Origin of the sequence: Nocardia nova NBRC 15556 (genome assembly GCF_001613005.1) — a bacterium.
Classification (GTDB): domain Bacteria; phylum Actinomycetota; class Actinomycetes; order Mycobacteriales; family Mycobacteriaceae; genus Nocardia; species Nocardia nova.
Genome location: NZ_BDBN01000040.1, coordinates 1 through 16,078, shown reverse-complemented (window position 1 = coordinate 16,078; position 16,078 = coordinate 1). Strand labels below are relative to the sequence as shown.

Genomic DNA, 16,078 nt, shown 5'->3' with positions numbered 1-16,078 from the left:
ACCGATCCGCGCACCCCGGTCGCTTCGGCGCCGGCGGCACTGCCTGTGCGCCGGAGCATCCGGGGAGAGGAGTGGGTAGTGAGTGTCATGGTGGCGCAGGCCGAACCGTCGCAGCTGGAGCACGAATCCGAGACGGCGGCGGGCTGGAAACCGCTCACCCGGCTGGCCTTTCGGTTCACGTTCCTGTACTTCGGGTTGTACTGCCTGATCTATCCGCAGATCGTCTTCGCCTTCACCGGCTGGTTCGGCCGCCGGCTCGACGCCGACGCGGTGCTGTGGCAACCACGCTTGCTGCGCCCGGTGCTCGAGTGGGTGGGGCGCACGGTCTTCGGAGTGCATCCGGTGCTGAGTCCCAACGGCAGCGGTGATCAGACGATTCTGTGGGTGCTGGTGTTCTGCATCCTGGTCGTCGCCCTCGCTGGCACGCTGATCTGGACGTTGCTGGACCGCCGTCGCACCGATTACCGGCGCCTGGCCGGATGGTTCCTGCTGTTCCTCCGGTTGTGTGTGGCCGGTCAGATGCTCAACTACGGGTTCGCCAAGGTCATCCCCACCCAGATGCCCGAACCGATGCTGTCGACGTTGCTCGAGCCGTACGGCAATCTGACCCCGATGGGGGTGCTGTGGAATCAGGTCGGGATGAGCCCGGCCTACGAGATCCTGCTCGGTTCCGCGGAATTGCTGGCCGGGATATTGCTGTTCGTTCCGCGCACGGCGACGGTGGGCGCGATGCTGACGCTGGTGAGCATGGCGCAGGTCTTCGTGCTCAACATGACCTTCGACGTGCCGGTCAAGATCCTGTCCGGACATCTGATGCTGATGTCGATGGTGTTGCTCGCGCCGCAGGCGCGGCGGCTACTGGATGTGCTGGTACTCGATCGCCCGGTCGCGAGCTCCACGGCGCCGTACCCGTTCCGCACCCGCCGGGCACGATGGATCGCGGCTCTGGTGCAGGTCGGCATCGGGGTCTGGGTGGCGGTGGCCCTGACCCACGTGAGCCTGCAGTTGTGGGACGAGGGTCCGGGCCGGACGAAACCGCCGCTGTACGGCATCTGGCAGGTCGACGAATTCAGTCGCGACGGGCAGCCGGTTCCGCCGCTGCTCACGGACCCGGACCGGTGGCAGCGCGCGGTATTCGACCTCGCCGGCGTCATGCAGTATCAGCGGATGGACGGGACGCTGGTGCCCATGCAGGTGCGGGTCGACACCGGCGCCCATCGCCTGGACCTGCATGCCGTGCCCGCCACCGCGGGGCACTCCGTGACCGCCGGCGGCTTCGCGTACGACCAGCAGGGCCCGGACCGGCTGCGTTTCACCGGAGAACTGGACGGACATCCGGTGACGGTGACCTTCCGGCGTCAGGACCCGGACGCCTTCCCGCAGCGCAGCCGCGGCTTCCACTGGATCCAGGACGCGCCCGGGGAGTGAGGTCAGCCGGCCGCGGCGCCGATCTGGTTGGCCCAGTGCGGATTCGGGGCGTAGAACTCCCCGGTGCCGGGGGCGAAGGCGGCCGCCGCCCCGGCGCATCCCCACAGCCGGGCCACCAGCCACGCGGTCGGATAGCCGAGATAGCCGTATACGCCCGCGGTACACGGCGACGAGGCCCGGGCGCAGTCCGGTTGCCCTTGGACATCGTTGTGATTGGGGCCGACCAACGTGCCCCACACCTTCGTCACCGATCCCGGGGTGGCCTCGTAGTAGTCCTGGTTGGACTGCAGGCCCGGAAGTGCCCACAGCTTCTGCGAGGGGGAGATCAGCGCGTCGTCGGAGCCGTTGACGAAGAACACCGAACCGCCGCCGAGGCGGCGAGTGTCGGTGCAGCTCAATCTGTTCGAGCAGAACGACTGGGCGGGCAACTCGATCGGCACGGCGGTGCGAATCAGCCCGCCGGAATCGATCATCGCGTTGAGCACCCCGGTGGCACCTTGGGAATGACCGACGGCGCCGATCGCCGAGGTGTCGAGCCGATCGTGGAACACGCTCGCCGGATCGGCGGCCCGCTCGACGAGGTATCGCGCCGCCCCGGCAATATCGACGCCCGTGCCGGTACTGCGATTCTCGGTCGCGATCACCACGAACCCCCACGAGGCCAGATGCCGCAGCAGATGGGCGTACTGGCGAGGTTGGGCGGCCGTGCCGTTACCCCAGGTGATGATCGGATGACGGGGGCCACGCGCGGCCACATCGGTCGGATACCAGATGTCGTAGGCGGCGCCGGTGCTGTCGCAGCAGCCGAATTCGTAGTGCTCGGTGACCTGCCACGGGCCGGGTTCCAGGTAGCGGGCCTCGGTCGGGCCGCTCGCGCGGTAGGGGTCGGCCGCGTACGCGGTGGCGGCCACCGCGGCGGCGACCGCGACCGTCACCAGCACCGTCAGAACCTGCAGCACGGCTCGTCGCATGTTCGCAGCATAGAACCGTGCCGAACACACCGTGACGGAACGACGGCCGGTGGGAATGAGTGTGCGTGGCAGCGGGTTGTGCCGTGGCATGGGTGTAGAACTCTCCGACGACCTGAAGAAGATCCTCGACGACACAAAGGTTTTCGCCACGCTCGCGACGATCGGCCGCGACGGGCAGCCGCATCTGACCGTCACCTGGCTGCTGCGGGAGGGGGAGGAGTTGGTGTACTCCACCACCGTGTCGCGTCAGCAGTACAAGAACGTGGTGCGCGACCCGCGGGTGACGATCATGATCAACCCGCCGGACAATCCGTACGTCTACGCCGAGATCCGCGGCACCGCCACCGTCGTCCCCGATCCGGAGAAGGCTCTGCCCGATCGGCTGTCGGTGAAATACACCGGCCTGCCCTATATCGAATTCAATCCCGCCTCCGTCGACGACGCCGAGCGAGTGGTCGTGCGGGTGACCCCGGAACGGATCAACGGCCGGCTCTGATGCGACCGAATTCACCTCGTGTGATTTTGTGAGATGAGTCTCGACTGTGATACGGCGAGCGTTGCAGAGCCGGTGTAACCCCTGCAGGATGGCGGGAGCGGCAGCTTCCGTCGCGCCAACTTCGCAGGTAGAGGGAGTTTCTCTTGGCTTCGTCAGGTCGCAGACAGAGTAGACGCACAACGCGCCGGTCCGGGATGCGCGCGGCAGCCGCGGGTGCCGCCGCACTGGCGTTGCTCACCGGCACGGGTGCCGGTGTCGCCGCTGCCCGTCCGGTCGGCGCGTTCGACGTCGGCGGGGCGATCGAGAAGGAATACGACCGCGCCGGCGGCGGCGCCTTCTTCGGCAACCCGACCGGGCCGGAATCCGACGCCAACGGCGGCAAATTCCAGGTGTTCGACCGCGGCTGCTCGATCTACTGGTCCGTGGGTACCGACGCCCATGCGATCTGCGGCCTGATCCGCGACAAATGGGGTTCGATGGGCTGGGAGAACAGCGCCCTCGGCTTCCCGCTCACCGACGAGTCCCAGGCCGGCAAGGACGGCAAGGCCCGCTTCAACCAATTCCCCGGCGGCGTGATCTTCTGGTCGGCGAGTACCGGCGCGCACCCGGTCTGGGGTTCGATCCTCGGCATCTGGAACGGCAACAACGCCGACCGCGGCCGTTACGGCCTGCCCACCAGCGACGAGTACGACTACAACGGCGGCAAGGCCCAGGATTTCCAGGGCGGCCGGATCACCTGGAAGCCCTGATCTTCCGGGCCTGCGACGTCGCGACGGGTGATTGCGGAGTTCACCCGGCCACGCCGTAGGCTGAAACCTTGTGCCGAATACGACAGACGACCAGCAATCCGGTGACCCGAACTATGTCGTCGGGCTCGATCTGGCCGGCCGCCGCGTCGTCGTCGTGGGTGGCGGCTCGGTAGCCCAGCGCCGGCTCGGACTGCTCATCGCGAGCGGAGCCGATATCGAGGTGATCAGCCGGACGGTCACTCCCGCGGTGGAGGCGATGGCCACCTCCGGTCAATTGCGCATCTCCCAGCGGGCCTACGCCGACGGTGATCTCGACGGCGCCTGGTACGCGATCGCCTGCACCGACGAGCCCGAGACCAATGCCGCCGTGGTCGAGGAGGCCACCCGCCGCCGCATCTTCTGCGTGCGCGCCGACAATGCCCGGCTCGGCACCGCCGTGACTCCGGCCAGCGCCCGTTACGACGGGCTGACGCTCGCGGTGCTGGCCAGTGGACGGCACCGTCGTTCGGCCGCGGTGCGGACCGCGCTGCTGGAAGCCCTGCAATCGGGCGTGGTCATCGACGACTCCGAGCCCGTGGCGCCGGGTGTCGCGCTGGTCGGCGGCGGGCCGGGCGACCCCGATCTGATCACCGTGCGTGGCCGCCGGCTGCTGGCCCGCGCCGATCTGGTCGTCGCCGACCGGCTGGCGCCGCCGGAACTGCTGGCCGAACTCGGACCGCATGTGGAGGTCGTCGACGCGGCGAAGATCCCGTACGGCCGGGCGATGGCGCAGGAGGCGATCAACACCGCCCTCGTCGAGGGCGCCAAGGCCGGCAAATTCGTGGTCCGGCTCAAGGGCGGCGACCCGTACGTATTCGGCCGCGGCTACGAGGAACTCGAGGCGTGCGTGGACGCCGGGGTCCCGGTCACCGTGGTTCCCGGTGTCACCTCCGCGATCTCGGTGCCGGCGCTGGCCGGCATTCCGGTGACCCACCGCGGTGTCACCCACGAATTCGTGGTGGTGAGTGGGCACATTCCGCCCGATCACCCGGATTCGCTGGTGGACTGGCCGGCTCTGGCCCGGTTGCGCGGCACCCTCGTGCTGCTGATGGGGGTGGAACGCATCGAGAAGTTCGCCGCCGCACTCGTCGACGGTGGCCGCGCCGCCGATACGCCCGTCACCGTCGTGCAGGAGGGCAGCCTGCGCACGCAGCGGATCGTGCGCGCGGATCTGTCCACGGTCGCCGAACGCGTCCGCGCCGAGGGCATCCGGCCGCCGGCGATCATCGTCGTCGGCCCGACCGCGGGCTTCACCGCGGGCGCGCCGGATGCCGTCGAGCAGGCCGGTTAGGCCCGCGGTGCGTGCCCGGGACAGGGGCACAGCCCGCTCGAGCGACCCGCGGAAAGCGCGAGTACGCGTTGGGCTGGCCGGTGCCGATATCCGTTACAGTGAGTCACTGTGCTCGATAACCCCGCTGCGACGATGCAATATCCGGTGACGAAGCGGGCCTTCGGGCTGCCGATCCTGGTCCTGTCCGGCCTGCAGTTGATGGTCGTGCTGGACGGCACGGTCGTGATCCTGGCGCTGCCGGCCCTGCAACGCCATCTCGGCCTGACCAGTTCCGGCAGTGCGTGGACGGTCACCGCCTACGGCCTCACCTACGGCGGGCTGATGCTGCTCGGTGGGCGCCTCGGCGACTCGTTCGGTCGCAAAAAGATGCTGCTGCTCGGTGTTTCGTTCTTCACCCTCGCCTCACTGCTGTGTGGGCTGGCGCAGAACGAGGCCATGTTGATCGGCGCGCGGGCCCTGCAGGGCACCGGCGCCGCGATCGCCGCACCCGTGGCGATGGCGCTGGTGGTCAGTACCTTCGCGCCCGGACCGCCGCGCAATCAGGCGATCGCCATCTTCGGGTCGATGATGGGCGTGGGTTCGGTCGGCGGTCTCGTCGTCGGTGGCGCCCTCGCCGAATGGAATTGGCGGCTGATCTTCCTGATCAACGTGCCGATCGGACTGTTGATCATCCTGGGCGCGGCGTTCCAGCTGCACGATTCGGCCCACCATCGACTGCCCCTGGACGTGCGCGGTGCCTTCCTCGGCACCCTGGGCTGCGTCGGTGTGGTGTTCGGCGCGACCGAGGGCCCCGATCTCGGCTGGACCAGCCCGTACGTCATCGGCGCGCTGATCGCCGGATTGCTGCTGCTGGTGGCGTTCGTGCTGGCCGAACGGTCCGCCGTCAATCCGCTGCTGCCGCTCACCCTCTTCCGTGATCGTGACCGCTCGATCACGTTCATCGCCCTGCTGCTGGGCTCCGGCGTCCTCGGCGCGATGACCTATTTCGTCGCGCAGTTCCTGCAGAACGTCGTCGGCTACAGCCCGCTCGTCGCGGGTCTGGCCTCGATCCCGTTCACGATCGGCGCCGGCATCGGCACCGGCGTGGCGTCCAAGGCCGCGTTGATGATCCGGCCGCGGTGGCTGCTCGCCGGTGCGGCGACGGTGCTGGCCGGGGCCCTGTTCTTCGGATCCACCCTGGATCGCTACGTCGAATATCTGCCGACGCTGCTGGTGCTGCTGGCGGTGGTCGGTATGGCGATCGGTTTCGTGATCGTGGTCGGGCCGCTGTGCCTGCTGGTGGGCGTACCGGTGAACGAGGTCGGCCCGCTGTCGGCGATCGGCCAGATGATCCTCACCCTCGGCACCCCGTTCGCGGTCGGCCTGCTGACGCCGCTGGCGGCCTCGCGCACGCTCTCACTCGGCGGCCGGACCGATCGGACCTCGAATCTGACGCCCACCGAGGTGGCGGCGCTGTCCAGCGGTTACACCTTCGTGTTGCTCATCTGCGCGATCGGTGCCGTGATCATCGGCCTGCTGGTGCTGACTCTGCGCTACACGCCGCAACAACTCGCCCAAGCCCAGCACGCGCAGGAGGAAGCGCAGCAGGTGTAGCCGTCTTGGCGGCGCGCGCGTCTCAGCGGCGATCGAACAGTTCCAGTAATTCGGTCCTGCCGAAGACGGTCGCCGATTCGCGAGCCGACGGTGTGCCCGCGTCCGGATCGGCTCCGGCCGCCAGCAGGGCCTTCAGGATGTCGTCCTCGCCTTTGAACACCGCTCCCGCGGCCGGGGTCTGGCCGCGGTCGTTGGCGCGATCGGGGTCCGCGCCGCGTTCGAGCAGTGCTGTCACGGCCGCCTGCTGCCCGTGGTAGGCGGCCAGCATCAGCAAGGTGTCGCCCTTGTCGTTGCACAGATTCACCGGGACGCCCGCGTCGATATACGCCGCGAGCGTCGCGGCTTCGCCCGTGCGGGCCAGCTCGAAGAGCTTGGTCGCCAGTTCGACCAGGTCGGGATCCACGCCATCGGTAGCCACGGGCCATTACTACCACGGCGGGGCGACGGTCCGGCGAAGCGGCGACCTGCCTTTCGATCGGCTCGGCGCGCGGTGCGCGATCAGTTGTAGGAGCGCGCGACCCCGTCGAGAAGGTGTTCCAGGGTGTCGTAGGTCGGAGTGTCGACGACGTCGACCACATCCGGGGCGACCGGAATGTGGTGTTCAGCGGTGACGGCGCCGAACTGGGACGGATCGGCGGTACGGAAGCCGTGCTCGGCGGCCAGGCGCTGCAGTTCGGGATCGGTGCTCAACAGCTGTCCGACCCGGTCGCCGGTGGCGGTCAGCGGGACCAGCGTGTGCCGGGACAGGACCGTCGGAGACGGGTACAGCATCACCGCGTCGGCGGGCAGCTTGCCGGCGACGGCGGCCTCCACGAATTGCGATTCGTAGCCCCACACCATGGGCGTGGGACCCATTCCCGCAGTGAGGTATTCGCCGAACGGACCCGCGCTGGAATTCTCGGTGTACCCCTGTTTGGTGAACAGCCGCGACACCTTCGACAGCACGAAATTCTCTGCGGCCGGACCCTGCACGATCGCGTCGTCGTTGGCGACGTAGGCGGCCACCGCCAGATACATCGCCGCCGAATTGGAGGTCCGCGGATCGGTGGTCGAGATCAACACGTTCTTGCGCACCGGATAGGAGGTGTTGGCCTCCAGCTGATCCCACTGGGTGCCCTGCTGCGTGAGATCGAGATACCGCCGCATATCGAAGGCGGGCACAGTCCCCGGACGGGCGATTCCCGCGCGTGCGAGCAGGTCCACGATCGGCCGGAAACTGGCGACCACCATCGGCGAGGAGAACGGCGTGTATTTCGCTGTGATCCCGCGTTCGCGCTGAATTCGTTCGGCGGCCAGGCTGCTCGACGGAAAGGCGAAGTCGTCGCCGTCCAGCTTCACCGACGTCGCGATCTGCCGCGATCCGGCCGGGTCCACCTCCAGCCGAATTCCCTTGTGCGCCAGTGCGTCCACCACGCGGGGATCGGTGAAGAAGCCCATCTTCTCCGACCCGACCACGCCGTGCGCGGTGATCAGCGCGGGAGCCGGGGCGGGGGAGCCGCTGTCGCCGCCGCGAAAACCGAAGGCCACAACGAGCACGACGACTACGACGACCACCGCGGCGGCTACGGCCAGGACCCGTGGCTCTCGCAATGCGGTTGCCAGGCCCGCTGTGCGCGCTCCACTGGAGGAGGCCGGGCTCGTCGCGGCCGCGCGCTCCGGTTCCGGTTCTGCTGCAGCGTCACTCGCGGACGGTGTGGCGGCCACGATCTCCGGTTCCGTCGGTTCGACGGGGGAGTGGCCGGATGCGACGGCAGCCTCAGCGGCTGCGGCGGGAAGCGAATCGCGTTGGCCTGTACTGCCTTCGATGACGTCGGCGTCTGGCAGGTCGGCGTCTGCGTCTCCGCTGTCGGCGGATGCGGGGCGATCGGTGCCCGGCGCGGGCTGCTGGGAGCCGGTCGCGTCGGCGGGCCAGGACTCGGCGCGGGATTCGGCGGCGGGGTCGCTGCTGTGTGCGATGTCGCCGGGGCGCGGCGAATCTGCGGCGCCGGGTACGGGTTCCGAGGCACCGGCGTCTTCCGCGACGGTTTCGGTCGCCGATTCCGCGACGGCGCTCGGGACGTGATCGACGGGCGCGGGCATGTCATCGGCAGACGCGGCGTCGGCGGGCGTGGAGGTCGCATCGGCGGGCGCGGGCACGTCATCGGCGGGCGCAGGCGCGACTTCGGTAGGCGCAGGCGCGGTGTCGGTAGGCGCGACTTCGGTGGGCGCGGCGTCGGTGGCGTCCTCCTCGATCGAGGGCGCCGACACCCGCTCCGGAACAACCGGCGCATCCGCGTAGTCGAGTTCGTGCGAACGGTCGTCGGCCTTGGGCTGCGGTGGGGTGTGCTGCAATTCGCGGCGCACGATGCGTTCCACCAGAATCGGCACGAAATCGCGGACGGCGTGGCCGTCGAAGCGACGGCGCACCTGGCCGACCATTTCCTCTACCAATTCCGGGGAATGGCTGCTGCCGTAATGGCCGACCAGCCGATCGGTCAACTGACGCAGTGCCTTTTCTTCACGGTCGGTGGCGTCACCCACGCCGAACTCCTCGCCCAATCGCATCCCAACGGCAGCGGTCGGCCGGCCGCGCCGGAAATTACGATAGCGAGCCGGAATGCCCGTTCCGTGCCACCGTGTTTCGGCCCGATGACGATGAAATGCGCTGGTGGAGGGGTATTTTCCGGCGATTGTTCCCGTGGCTGGGCAGGCGCTATTCGGCTCGAATTACGTCGGCGGTCACCGAGAATTCACTCACGTGAGGACCAGCAGTTCGCTCGACGACGCGATTTCCACACGCAGCCCGGCCTTTTCGGCGATCCGCGCCAGTGCGCGGATATCGCCGGGCTCGGCGCGAGTCGACACCAGGGCCCGTGCCAGCAGCCCCTTGTGATGCTTGTTGAAATGGCTCACCACCGTGCGGCTGCCGTCCGGGCGTTCGGTCAGTACGGTCGCGGTCACCGCGCCGGGCAGTCGCCCCAATTGCTGATAGGTCCCCGAACGCAGATCGACGACCAGCTGACCGGCCGTCGCCTCCCGCAATGCCGGGGCCAGCACCGGTTTCCACAACGACGCCAGCGTCGGCAGGCCCGGCAGTTTCGAACCGCCCGACAGCCGATACCCCGGAATCGCATCCCCCGCGCGCACGATCCCGAACAGCGCCGAGCCGATCGCGAGCCGCGCCTCGGCGCGAGCGCGCTGCGTCTTGGTCAGCGAACCGGCGTCGAGCGCGTCGTAGAGCACGCCGGTGTAGCGCCGCAGCGCCGGTGCGGTCGCGGCGGTCCGCAGCGTGGCGTTGCGGGCGAGCGCGGTCTGCAAACCTTCCGCGCCCGCGCCGGTCGCCTTTCCCAGCCCCAATGCCACCCGTGCCGCCTCCGGGTTCGCGGACAATTCGATCAGCTCGGTGATCAGCTTGTCCCGCACCGCGGTGAGCTGCGGTAACCATAGGGAATCCAGATCGAGCGGACCGAGATTTCCGCCGTCGGACTTGGTTTCGGAAGGAGGCAGAATCACCAGCACGAGCCGATACGGTAATGCCCTGCAGGCATCCACGCAGCAGCGGCTAGTCTGTGCATCCGTGATCACCCGTCTCTCGCACCTGTTCCTGCGCACCCTGCGCGACGATCCCGCCGACGCCGAGGTGCCCAGTCACAAGCTTCTGGTCCGCGCCGGATATGTGCGCCGGATCGCGCCGGGCGTCTATTCGTGGTTGCCGCTGGGTTTGAAGGTGCTGCGCAAGATCGAGGACGTGGTGCGCCAGGAGATGGACGCGATCGGCGGCCAGGAGATTTCGCTGCCCGCGCTGCTGCCGCGCGAGCCGTACGAAACCACCAACCGCTGGACCGAATACGGCGACAGCCTTTTCCGCCTGCAGGACCGTAAGGGAGCCGACATGCTGCTCGGACCCACCCACGAGGAATTGTTCGCCCTGACGGTCAAGGGTGAATACAACTCCTACAAGGATCTGCCGGTCACGCTCTACCAGATTCAGACCAAATACCGCGACGAGGAACGGCCGCGCGCCGGAATTCTGCGCGGACGCGAATTCGTCATGAAGGACTCGTACTCCTTCGATCTGGACGAGGACGGCCTGAAGGCCAGCTATGCCGCACACCGCCAGGCATATCAGCGGATGTTCGCCCGGCTCGGGATCGAATACGTGATCGTCGCCGCCACCTCCGGCGCGATGGGCGGCAGTGCCTCGGAGGAATTCCTGGCCAGCAGCCCGATCGGCGAGGACACCTACGTGACCTGCCGCGAATCGGGATACGCGGCCAATGTGGAGGCCGTGGTGACGCCCGCGCCGCCGGAGATCCCGATCGAGGGGCAGCCGGCCGCCGTCGTGCACGACACGCCGGGCACGCCGACCATCGCGTCCCTGGTCGACTGGGCCAACGACGCCGGTATCGCCGAACGGTACGGCCGCCCGGTGACCGCCGCCGACACGCTCAAGAACGTCATGGTGAAGCTGCGCCACCCCGACGGCAAATCCGAGATCGTCGGCATCGGCGTGCCCGGTGACCGCGAGGTCGACGCCAAGCGGCTGGGCGCGAGTCTCGAGCCCGCCGAGGTGGAATTGCTCACCGACGAGGACTTCGCCGCCAATCCGTTCCTGGTGAAGGGATACATCGGCCCGAAGGCGCTGCTGGACAACGGTGTTCGCTATCTCGTCGACCCGCGCGTGGTGACCGGCACGTCGTGGATCACCGGCGCCGACGCCTCCGGCAAACATGTCGTGGGACTCGTCGCGGGCCGCGATTTCACCCCCGACGGCACGATCGAGGCCGCCGAGGTGCGCGACGGCGACCCCTCGCCCGACGGCCGCGGTGTGCTGCACTCGGCGCGCGGTATCGAGATCGCGCACATCTTCCAGCTCGGCTACAAGTACACCGACGCCTTCGAGGTGGATGTGCTCGGTGAGAACGGCAAACCGGTCCGGCTCGTCCAGGGTTCCTATGGGGTCGGCGTCTCCCGGATGGTCGCGGTGATCGCGGAGCAGATGCACGACGAGAAGGGGCTGCGCTGGCCGGCCGAGGTCGCCCCCTTCGATGTGCACGTCGTCATCGCCAACAAGGACGAGGCGGCCCGCACCGGAGCCGAGGAGGTCGTCGCCGGTCTGGACGCCCAGGGCGTGGACGTCCTGTTCGACGACCGCACCGCCTCACCCGGCGTCAAGTTCAAGGATGCCGAATTGCTCGGCATGCCTTGGGTTCTCGTCATCGGCCGGGGCTGGGCCGACGGCAAGGTGGAGCTGCGTAACCGCTTCACCGGCGAATCCGAGGACATCCCGGCGGACGCGGCCGTCGATACCGTGCTTGCGAAGATTCGCGGCTGATCGTCCGAGTGCACCCGGTCGCTGCGACCGGGTGCATCCGGCCGGCGACTCGCGCTACGGCAACGGAAGGCAGGACCTACCGGTGTTCAGGCCGCTGCTCAGGCTCAGGGCTGGCCCGGGAACGGTGTGGTCGCGGGATTCACGCCCAGAATCGACTGCCAGGTGGCCAGGCGGACGGCGCATTCGGTGAGGGCCTCGATGCCGATGCGGCGGCGATCCGGGGTGGTGGAGTGTTCCACGACCGCGCGCCAGGCCACCGCCGTGTCGGTCTCCACGGTGACGGCGAGTTTGGCCGCCGGGATGGGATCGTCGACCGGAAACGGCGGGGTGTAGGCGGCGGCGGGTGCCGGAACACTCGCACCGGCCGCCTTCAGTGCGTCGACGGTGGCGTCGCGGCGGGCACGGTGGGCCGCGGTGAACTCGGCGACGACCTTCGCGCGCTCCGGGGACGCGTAGGCCGCGATGAGGCCGTAGGCGTAGACCGCGGTGTATTCGGCGTTCAGCGCGTCGAGCAGCGCCTGCTGATCGGTACTCACGCTGTGTCCTTTCCGGCGTGTGCGGGGCGCTGCGTGGTGATGCTGCGCTGCCGCCTGCGCGCCTGACCGCTCACGCCGGCACCACCGCCACGTGGGCGCCGCAGCAGGCGCTGATCGAGGCGAGCAGTCCGGCCCGATATCCGGACAGGGTCGCGGCCAGCTCGGCCGCGGAGTGCTGGGAGTCCGTCAGCCGGGCCCGCAGCGCGGCGACGCTCGGCGGTGGGGTGGGGGCGGGCGGTTCGGCGACGGGGGGAGTCGCGGATTTCGGCTTGGTGCCGTCGCCGTATACGCCTACCGCGCGGTCGATTTCGGTGCGCAGCGCGTCGGCGTGCTGGGCGCGCTGGGCGGCGACGACGGTCAGCGCGGCGGTGTGCTCCGGTGCGGCGGCGATGGCCGCCTTCGCCCACACGGCGTCCGTACGCGCCGATTCCTCCTGCGACACAAGCACATCCGGTACCGACGGCTTGTCGTCCGAACAGGCCGCGACCGCACTCACGGCGACGAGCGCGACCACGCCACCTCCGGCCGAGCGCAACAGCGAGCGGCGGTCGAGGCGTGGGGGAACGGTCCGATCCGGCGGCACCGGAATCACATCGAGACGGCTGGGCACGCCTACATCGTGCCAGTGATCATCACGCGCCCTCGCGCCCAGCCCGCCGACATGCCTCACTCGCGCTCGTTCGCGGCCGGGACGGTCGTCCGTCCGCCCTGCTGAGCCCGGGTGCCGCCGGCGGTGCACGCCCGCGTGTCGCCGTCGGACCCGCCGAGGGATGCTTCCGGACGGAAGCGCTGGGGCCCGGCGGCCGCTCCGTTCCGGCGCACCCGAGACCGTCCGGCGGACCGTGGGCGCGCAGCAGAACCTGCCCCGGGCCGACTCGACCGGGTTGGCTGGTCCTTTACACTCTTGCAGCGCGTTACGCTAGACCTCCGGCGGAACAATCCGCGGGACATGCGCGCCGACCATGCCGTACCAGGACCAATACCGCGTCACAACTGAACCAGGAGCCGCCCCATATGCCGATGCCGACCGAGGAAAGGGTGAGCCAGCTCGTTGCTGGGCTCGTCGAACGCCGAGGGCTCGACCTCGAGGGCGTGCACATCACGGCCGCGGGCGGGCCGCAGGCGCGGGTGACGGTGACCGTCGACGGCGACGAGACCGTCGATCTGGACACGATCGCGGAAGTCAGTTCCGAGATCTCGGAAGTGCTCGACGACGCCGCCGATCTCGGCGAAACCCCCTATCTGCTGGAAGTCACCACTCCGGGTGTCGACCGCCCGCTAACGGCCCCGCGCCACTGGCGACGGGCTCGCGGCCGCAAGGTGCGGGTGCGGATGCGGCCGGGCGCGCAGGCCCCCGAGGGCGCGTCCACCTTCGACGCCCGCGTCGGCGCGAGCACCGACACCGACGTGGCCCTGGTGCTGGGCGGTAAGCGCGCGCCCCGCCGGGTGAGCGTGGCATTGGCGGATATCGAATCCGCGGTCGTCCAGGTGGAGTTCTCCCCACCCGGTGCGGCGGAAATGGAACTGGCCGGGGGCGTGGCCGCGGGCCGCCCGGAACCGGGCGCCACCGATCAGGCAGTCGATCCGGCCGCATCCGCCGCCGGGGGAGAACACGCCGCCCGGGGAGAACACACAGAAGTTGCGCCGACCGAAGGGATCGTGGAATGAACATCGAAATCGAAGCCCTGCGTGCGATCGTCGCCGATAAGGGAATCTCGATGGAGACAGTGCTCTCCGCGATCGAGTCGGCTCTGCTGACCGCCTATCGGCACACCGAGGGCCACGAGCCCAACGCACGCATCGACATCAATCAGAAGACCGGCGTGGTGCGGGTGATGGCCACCGAGACCGATGCCGACGGCAATGTCGTCTCCGAATGGGACGACACCCCGGAGGGCTTCGGCCGCATCGCCGCCACCACCGCCCGCCAGGTAGTGCTGCAGCGCCTGCGCGACGCCGAGAACGAGAAATCCTTCGGTGAGTTCTCGACGCACGAGGGCGATATCGTCGGCGGCGTCGTCCAGCGCGATGCCCGGATGAACGCCCGCGGCACGGTCGTGGTGCGCATCGGCAGCGAGGCCAGCGGCGCCGAGGGCCTGATCCCCCCGGCCGAGCAGGTACCCGGCGAGACCTACGAGCACGGCGATCGCATCAAGTGCTACGTCTACGGCGTCTCCCGGGGCGCGCGCGGCCCGCAGATCACGCTCTCGCGCACCCACCCGAATCTGGTGCGCCGGCTGTTCGCGCTCGAGGTGCCCGAGATCGCCGACGGTTCGGTGGAGATCGTCGCCGTAGCCCGCGAGGCCGGCCACCGCTCCAAGATCGCGGTGCGCTCCACGGTGCCCGGGGTGAACGCCAAGGGCGCGTGCATCGGCCCGATGGGCCAGCGGGTGCGCAACGTGATGAGCGAGCTGGCGGGCGAGAAGATCGACATCATCGACTGGGCCGAGGATCCGGCCGCCTTCGTCGGGAATGCACTGAGCCCGTCGAAGGTTGTCTCGGTCACGATCGTCGATCCGGAGGCTCGTGCCGCCCGGGTCGTGGTCCCCGATTTCCAGCTGTCGCTGGCGATCGGCAAGGAAGGTCAGAACGCCCGGTTGGCCGCGCGATTGACCGGTTGGCGCATCGATATCCGCTCCGACGCCGCCCCCGACGTGGCCGGATCGCAGCGGCCGCACGCCCAGCACGGGTAGGCCGCAGCGAGACGGCAGTGCGAGTGCGGGCGTCAACGAGGGGCTGGATGCGGAGATCGGGACATGGCAGCGGTACAGTGGACACAGGCTCAGCGCGAGTCTTCGGTATCCGCACTTTCCGCCCAGGTCGGTGCTCGGGTGAAAACCCGAACTCCCGGCCCGGTCCGGACCTGTGTCGGATGCCGGAAACGCGAGCTGGCCGCCGATCTGTTGCGGGTCGTGGCGCAATCGCCCGGCAGCGCTCCCGACAGGGACGCCGTCGTCGCGATCGTTCCCGATCCGCGGCGCAGACTTCCCGGGAGGGGTGCCTGGTTGCACCCCGTTTCGGCTTGTCTGAGCATGGCAGAGCGGCGCCGAGCGTTCGGCAGAGCGCTACGAGTGTCCGGAAAACTGGATATCTCAGCCCTGGAGCACTACGTCGAGAACAGGCACGAGCACTCATGAGCACACCGTGAAGTACCAACGATGAACGGCCATCGAAGATAACCCGAGGTCGTGCGGGCGTCCTGACCCCTGAACGGGGAGCAAGAGACTGTCGCGCTCGACCTCTCAGTGAGGAGAGCAGTGGCAGGCAAGGCCCGCGTGCACGAGTTGGCTAAAGAACTCGGTGTCACGAGCAAAGAACTACTCGCAACGCTCAAGGAGCAGGGCGAGTTCGTGAAGTCGGCGTCGTCGACGGTGGAGGCACCCGTCGCGCGTCGGCTGCGGGAGTCGTTCGCGGCGAAGTCCGCCCCGTCCAACGGCTCCGCGAAATCCTCCGCGAAACCCGGTCCCGCCCAGGCACGTCCGGCCGCCAAGCCGGCCGGTGGCGCGACCCCGGGTCCGCGTCCCGGCCCCCGTCCGGCTCCGGCTGCGGCGCAGGCCGATTCGGCCCCGGTGGCCGAAACCCCCGCGGCGGCAGCGCGTCCCGATGCGGTGAAGCCCGGTCCGGCCGTCAGGCCCGGTCCGAAGCCGGCCGCTCCTGCGGC

General features: G+C 69.1%; 16 protein-coding genes. 10 read left to right on the top strand and 6 right to left on the bottom strand.

What is annotated here, in order from left to right; all coding sequences use genetic code 11:
• The first annotated feature begins 87 nt into the window (after positions 1–87).
• The gene (locus NN2_RS17285) at positions 88–1,428 is read left to right on the top strand and encodes a DoxX family protein (RefSeq protein ID WP_245658749.1); all 1,341 of its coding nucleotides are present in this window, start codon (positions 88–90) and stop codon (positions 1,426–1,428) included.
• A 2-nt stretch (positions 1,429–1,430) separates the two neighbouring features.
• Here the strand turns inward: NN2_RS17285 and NN2_RS17280 are convergent, their stop codons facing one another.
• Positions 1,431–2,399, bottom strand: a complete 969-nt coding sequence (locus NN2_RS17280) for a poly(ethylene terephthalate) hydrolase family protein (RefSeq protein WP_063910792.1) — start codon at positions 2,397–2,399, stop codon at positions 1,431–1,433.
• Between the two features lie 88 nt (positions 2,400–2,487).
• Here NN2_RS17280 and NN2_RS17275 point away from each other — a divergent pair, with 88 nt between their 5' ends.
• The 4 genes from NN2_RS17275 to NN2_RS17260 all read left to right on the top strand — a co-directional run bounded on the left by NN2_RS17275 (position 2,488) and on the right by NN2_RS17260 (position 6,567).
• On the top strand, positions 2,488–2,895 hold the full coding sequence (locus NN2_RS17275) for a PPOX class F420-dependent oxidoreductase (protein ID WP_063014887.1): 408 nt from the start codon (positions 2,488–2,490) through the stop codon (positions 2,893–2,895).
• A 194-nt stretch (positions 2,896–3,089) separates the two neighbouring features.
• Positions 3,090–3,644: an LGFP repeat-containing protein gene (locus NN2_RS17270; protein WP_063014886.1), complete on the top strand. Its 555-nt coding sequence runs from the start codon at positions 3,090–3,092 to the stop codon at positions 3,642–3,644.
• Between the two features lie 70 nt (positions 3,645–3,714).
• Positions 3,715–4,974, top strand: coding sequence for a uroporphyrinogen-III C-methyltransferase (gene cobA, locus NN2_RS17265; protein ID WP_063014885.1), 1,260 nt, complete (start codon positions 3,715–3,717; stop codon positions 4,972–4,974).
• A 132-nt stretch (positions 4,975–5,106) separates the two neighbouring features.
• Complete coding sequence (locus NN2_RS17260; RefSeq protein ID WP_063014883.1) at positions 5,107–6,567, top strand: MFS transporter; 1,461 nt, start codon at positions 5,107–5,109, stop codon at positions 6,565–6,567.
• 22 nt (positions 6,568–6,589) lie between these two features.
• On the opposite strand, the gene NN2_RS17255 is transcribed toward NN2_RS17260, so the two are convergent.
• From NN2_RS17255 to yaaA, 3 genes are all read right to left on the bottom strand, one after another.
• Positions 6,590–6,985 (bottom strand): ankyrin repeat domain-containing protein, encoded by a 396-nt coding sequence (locus NN2_RS17255; RefSeq protein ID WP_063014881.1) that lies wholly within the window; start codon positions 6,983–6,985, stop codon positions 6,590–6,592.
• Between the two features lie 80 nt (positions 6,986–7,065).
• Positions 7,066–9,087, bottom strand: a complete 2,022-nt coding sequence (locus tag NN2_RS38180; RefSeq protein WP_218022032.1) for a three-helix bundle dimerization domain-containing protein — start codon at positions 9,085–9,087, stop codon at positions 7,066–7,068.
• A gap of 213 nt (positions 9,088–9,300) precedes the next feature.
• Positions 9,301–10,065 carry a peroxide stress protein YaaA gene (yaaA, locus tag NN2_RS17245; RefSeq protein ID WP_063014878.1) on the bottom strand — a complete coding sequence of 255 codons (765 nt, stop codon included), beginning with the start codon at positions 10,063–10,065 and terminating at the stop codon, positions 9,301–9,303.
• 58 nt (positions 10,066–10,123) lie between these two features.
• Here yaaA and NN2_RS17240 point away from each other — a divergent pair, with 58 nt between their 5' ends.
• Entirely contained in the window at positions 10,124–11,881 is a 1,758-nt protein-coding gene (locus NN2_RS17240) for a proline--tRNA ligase (protein ID WP_063014876.1), read from the top strand.
• Between the two features lie 104 nt (positions 11,882–11,985).
• On the opposite strand, the gene NN2_RS17235 is transcribed toward NN2_RS17240, so the two are convergent.
• Together NN2_RS17235 and NN2_RS17230 are read right to left on the bottom strand one after the other, a co-directional pair.
• On the bottom strand, positions 11,986–12,417 hold the full coding sequence (locus tag NN2_RS17235; RefSeq protein WP_063014874.1) for a ferritin-like domain-containing protein: 432 nt from the start codon (positions 12,415–12,417) through the stop codon (positions 11,986–11,988).
• 70 nt (positions 12,418–12,487) lie between these two features.
• Positions 12,488–13,027 carry a hypothetical protein gene (locus NN2_RS17230; protein ID WP_227463062.1) on the bottom strand — a complete coding sequence of 180 codons (540 nt, stop codon included), beginning with the start codon at positions 13,025–13,027 and terminating at the stop codon, positions 12,488–12,490.
• 404 nt (positions 13,028–13,431) lie between these two features.
• Between NN2_RS17230 and rimP the strand changes: the two genes are divergently transcribed.
• The 4 genes from rimP to NN2_RS17215 all read left to right on the top strand — a co-directional run.
• A complete protein-coding gene (rimP, locus tag NN2_RS17225; RefSeq protein ID WP_063014869.1) occupies positions 13,432–14,085 on the top strand; it encodes a ribosome maturation factor RimP in 654 nt (217 codons plus the stop codon).
• On the top strand, positions 14,082–15,110 hold the full coding sequence (gene nusA / locus NN2_RS17220; RefSeq protein ID WP_063014867.1) for a transcription termination factor NusA: 1,029 nt from the start codon (positions 14,082–14,084) through the stop codon (positions 15,108–15,110). Before rimP ends, nusA begins: the two co-directional genes overlap by 4 nt.
• A gap of 63 nt (positions 15,111–15,173) precedes the next feature.
• A complete protein-coding gene (locus tag NN2_RS36335; protein ID WP_082857046.1) occupies positions 15,174–15,554 on the top strand; it encodes a YlxR family protein in 381 nt (126 codons plus the stop codon).
• A gap of 120 nt (positions 15,555–15,674) precedes the next feature.
• Positions 15,675–16,078, top strand: a 404-nt coding sequence (locus tag NN2_RS17215) for a translation initiation factor IF-2 N-terminal domain-containing protein (RefSeq protein WP_174554981.1), incomplete at its 3' end; no start/stop codon positions are given.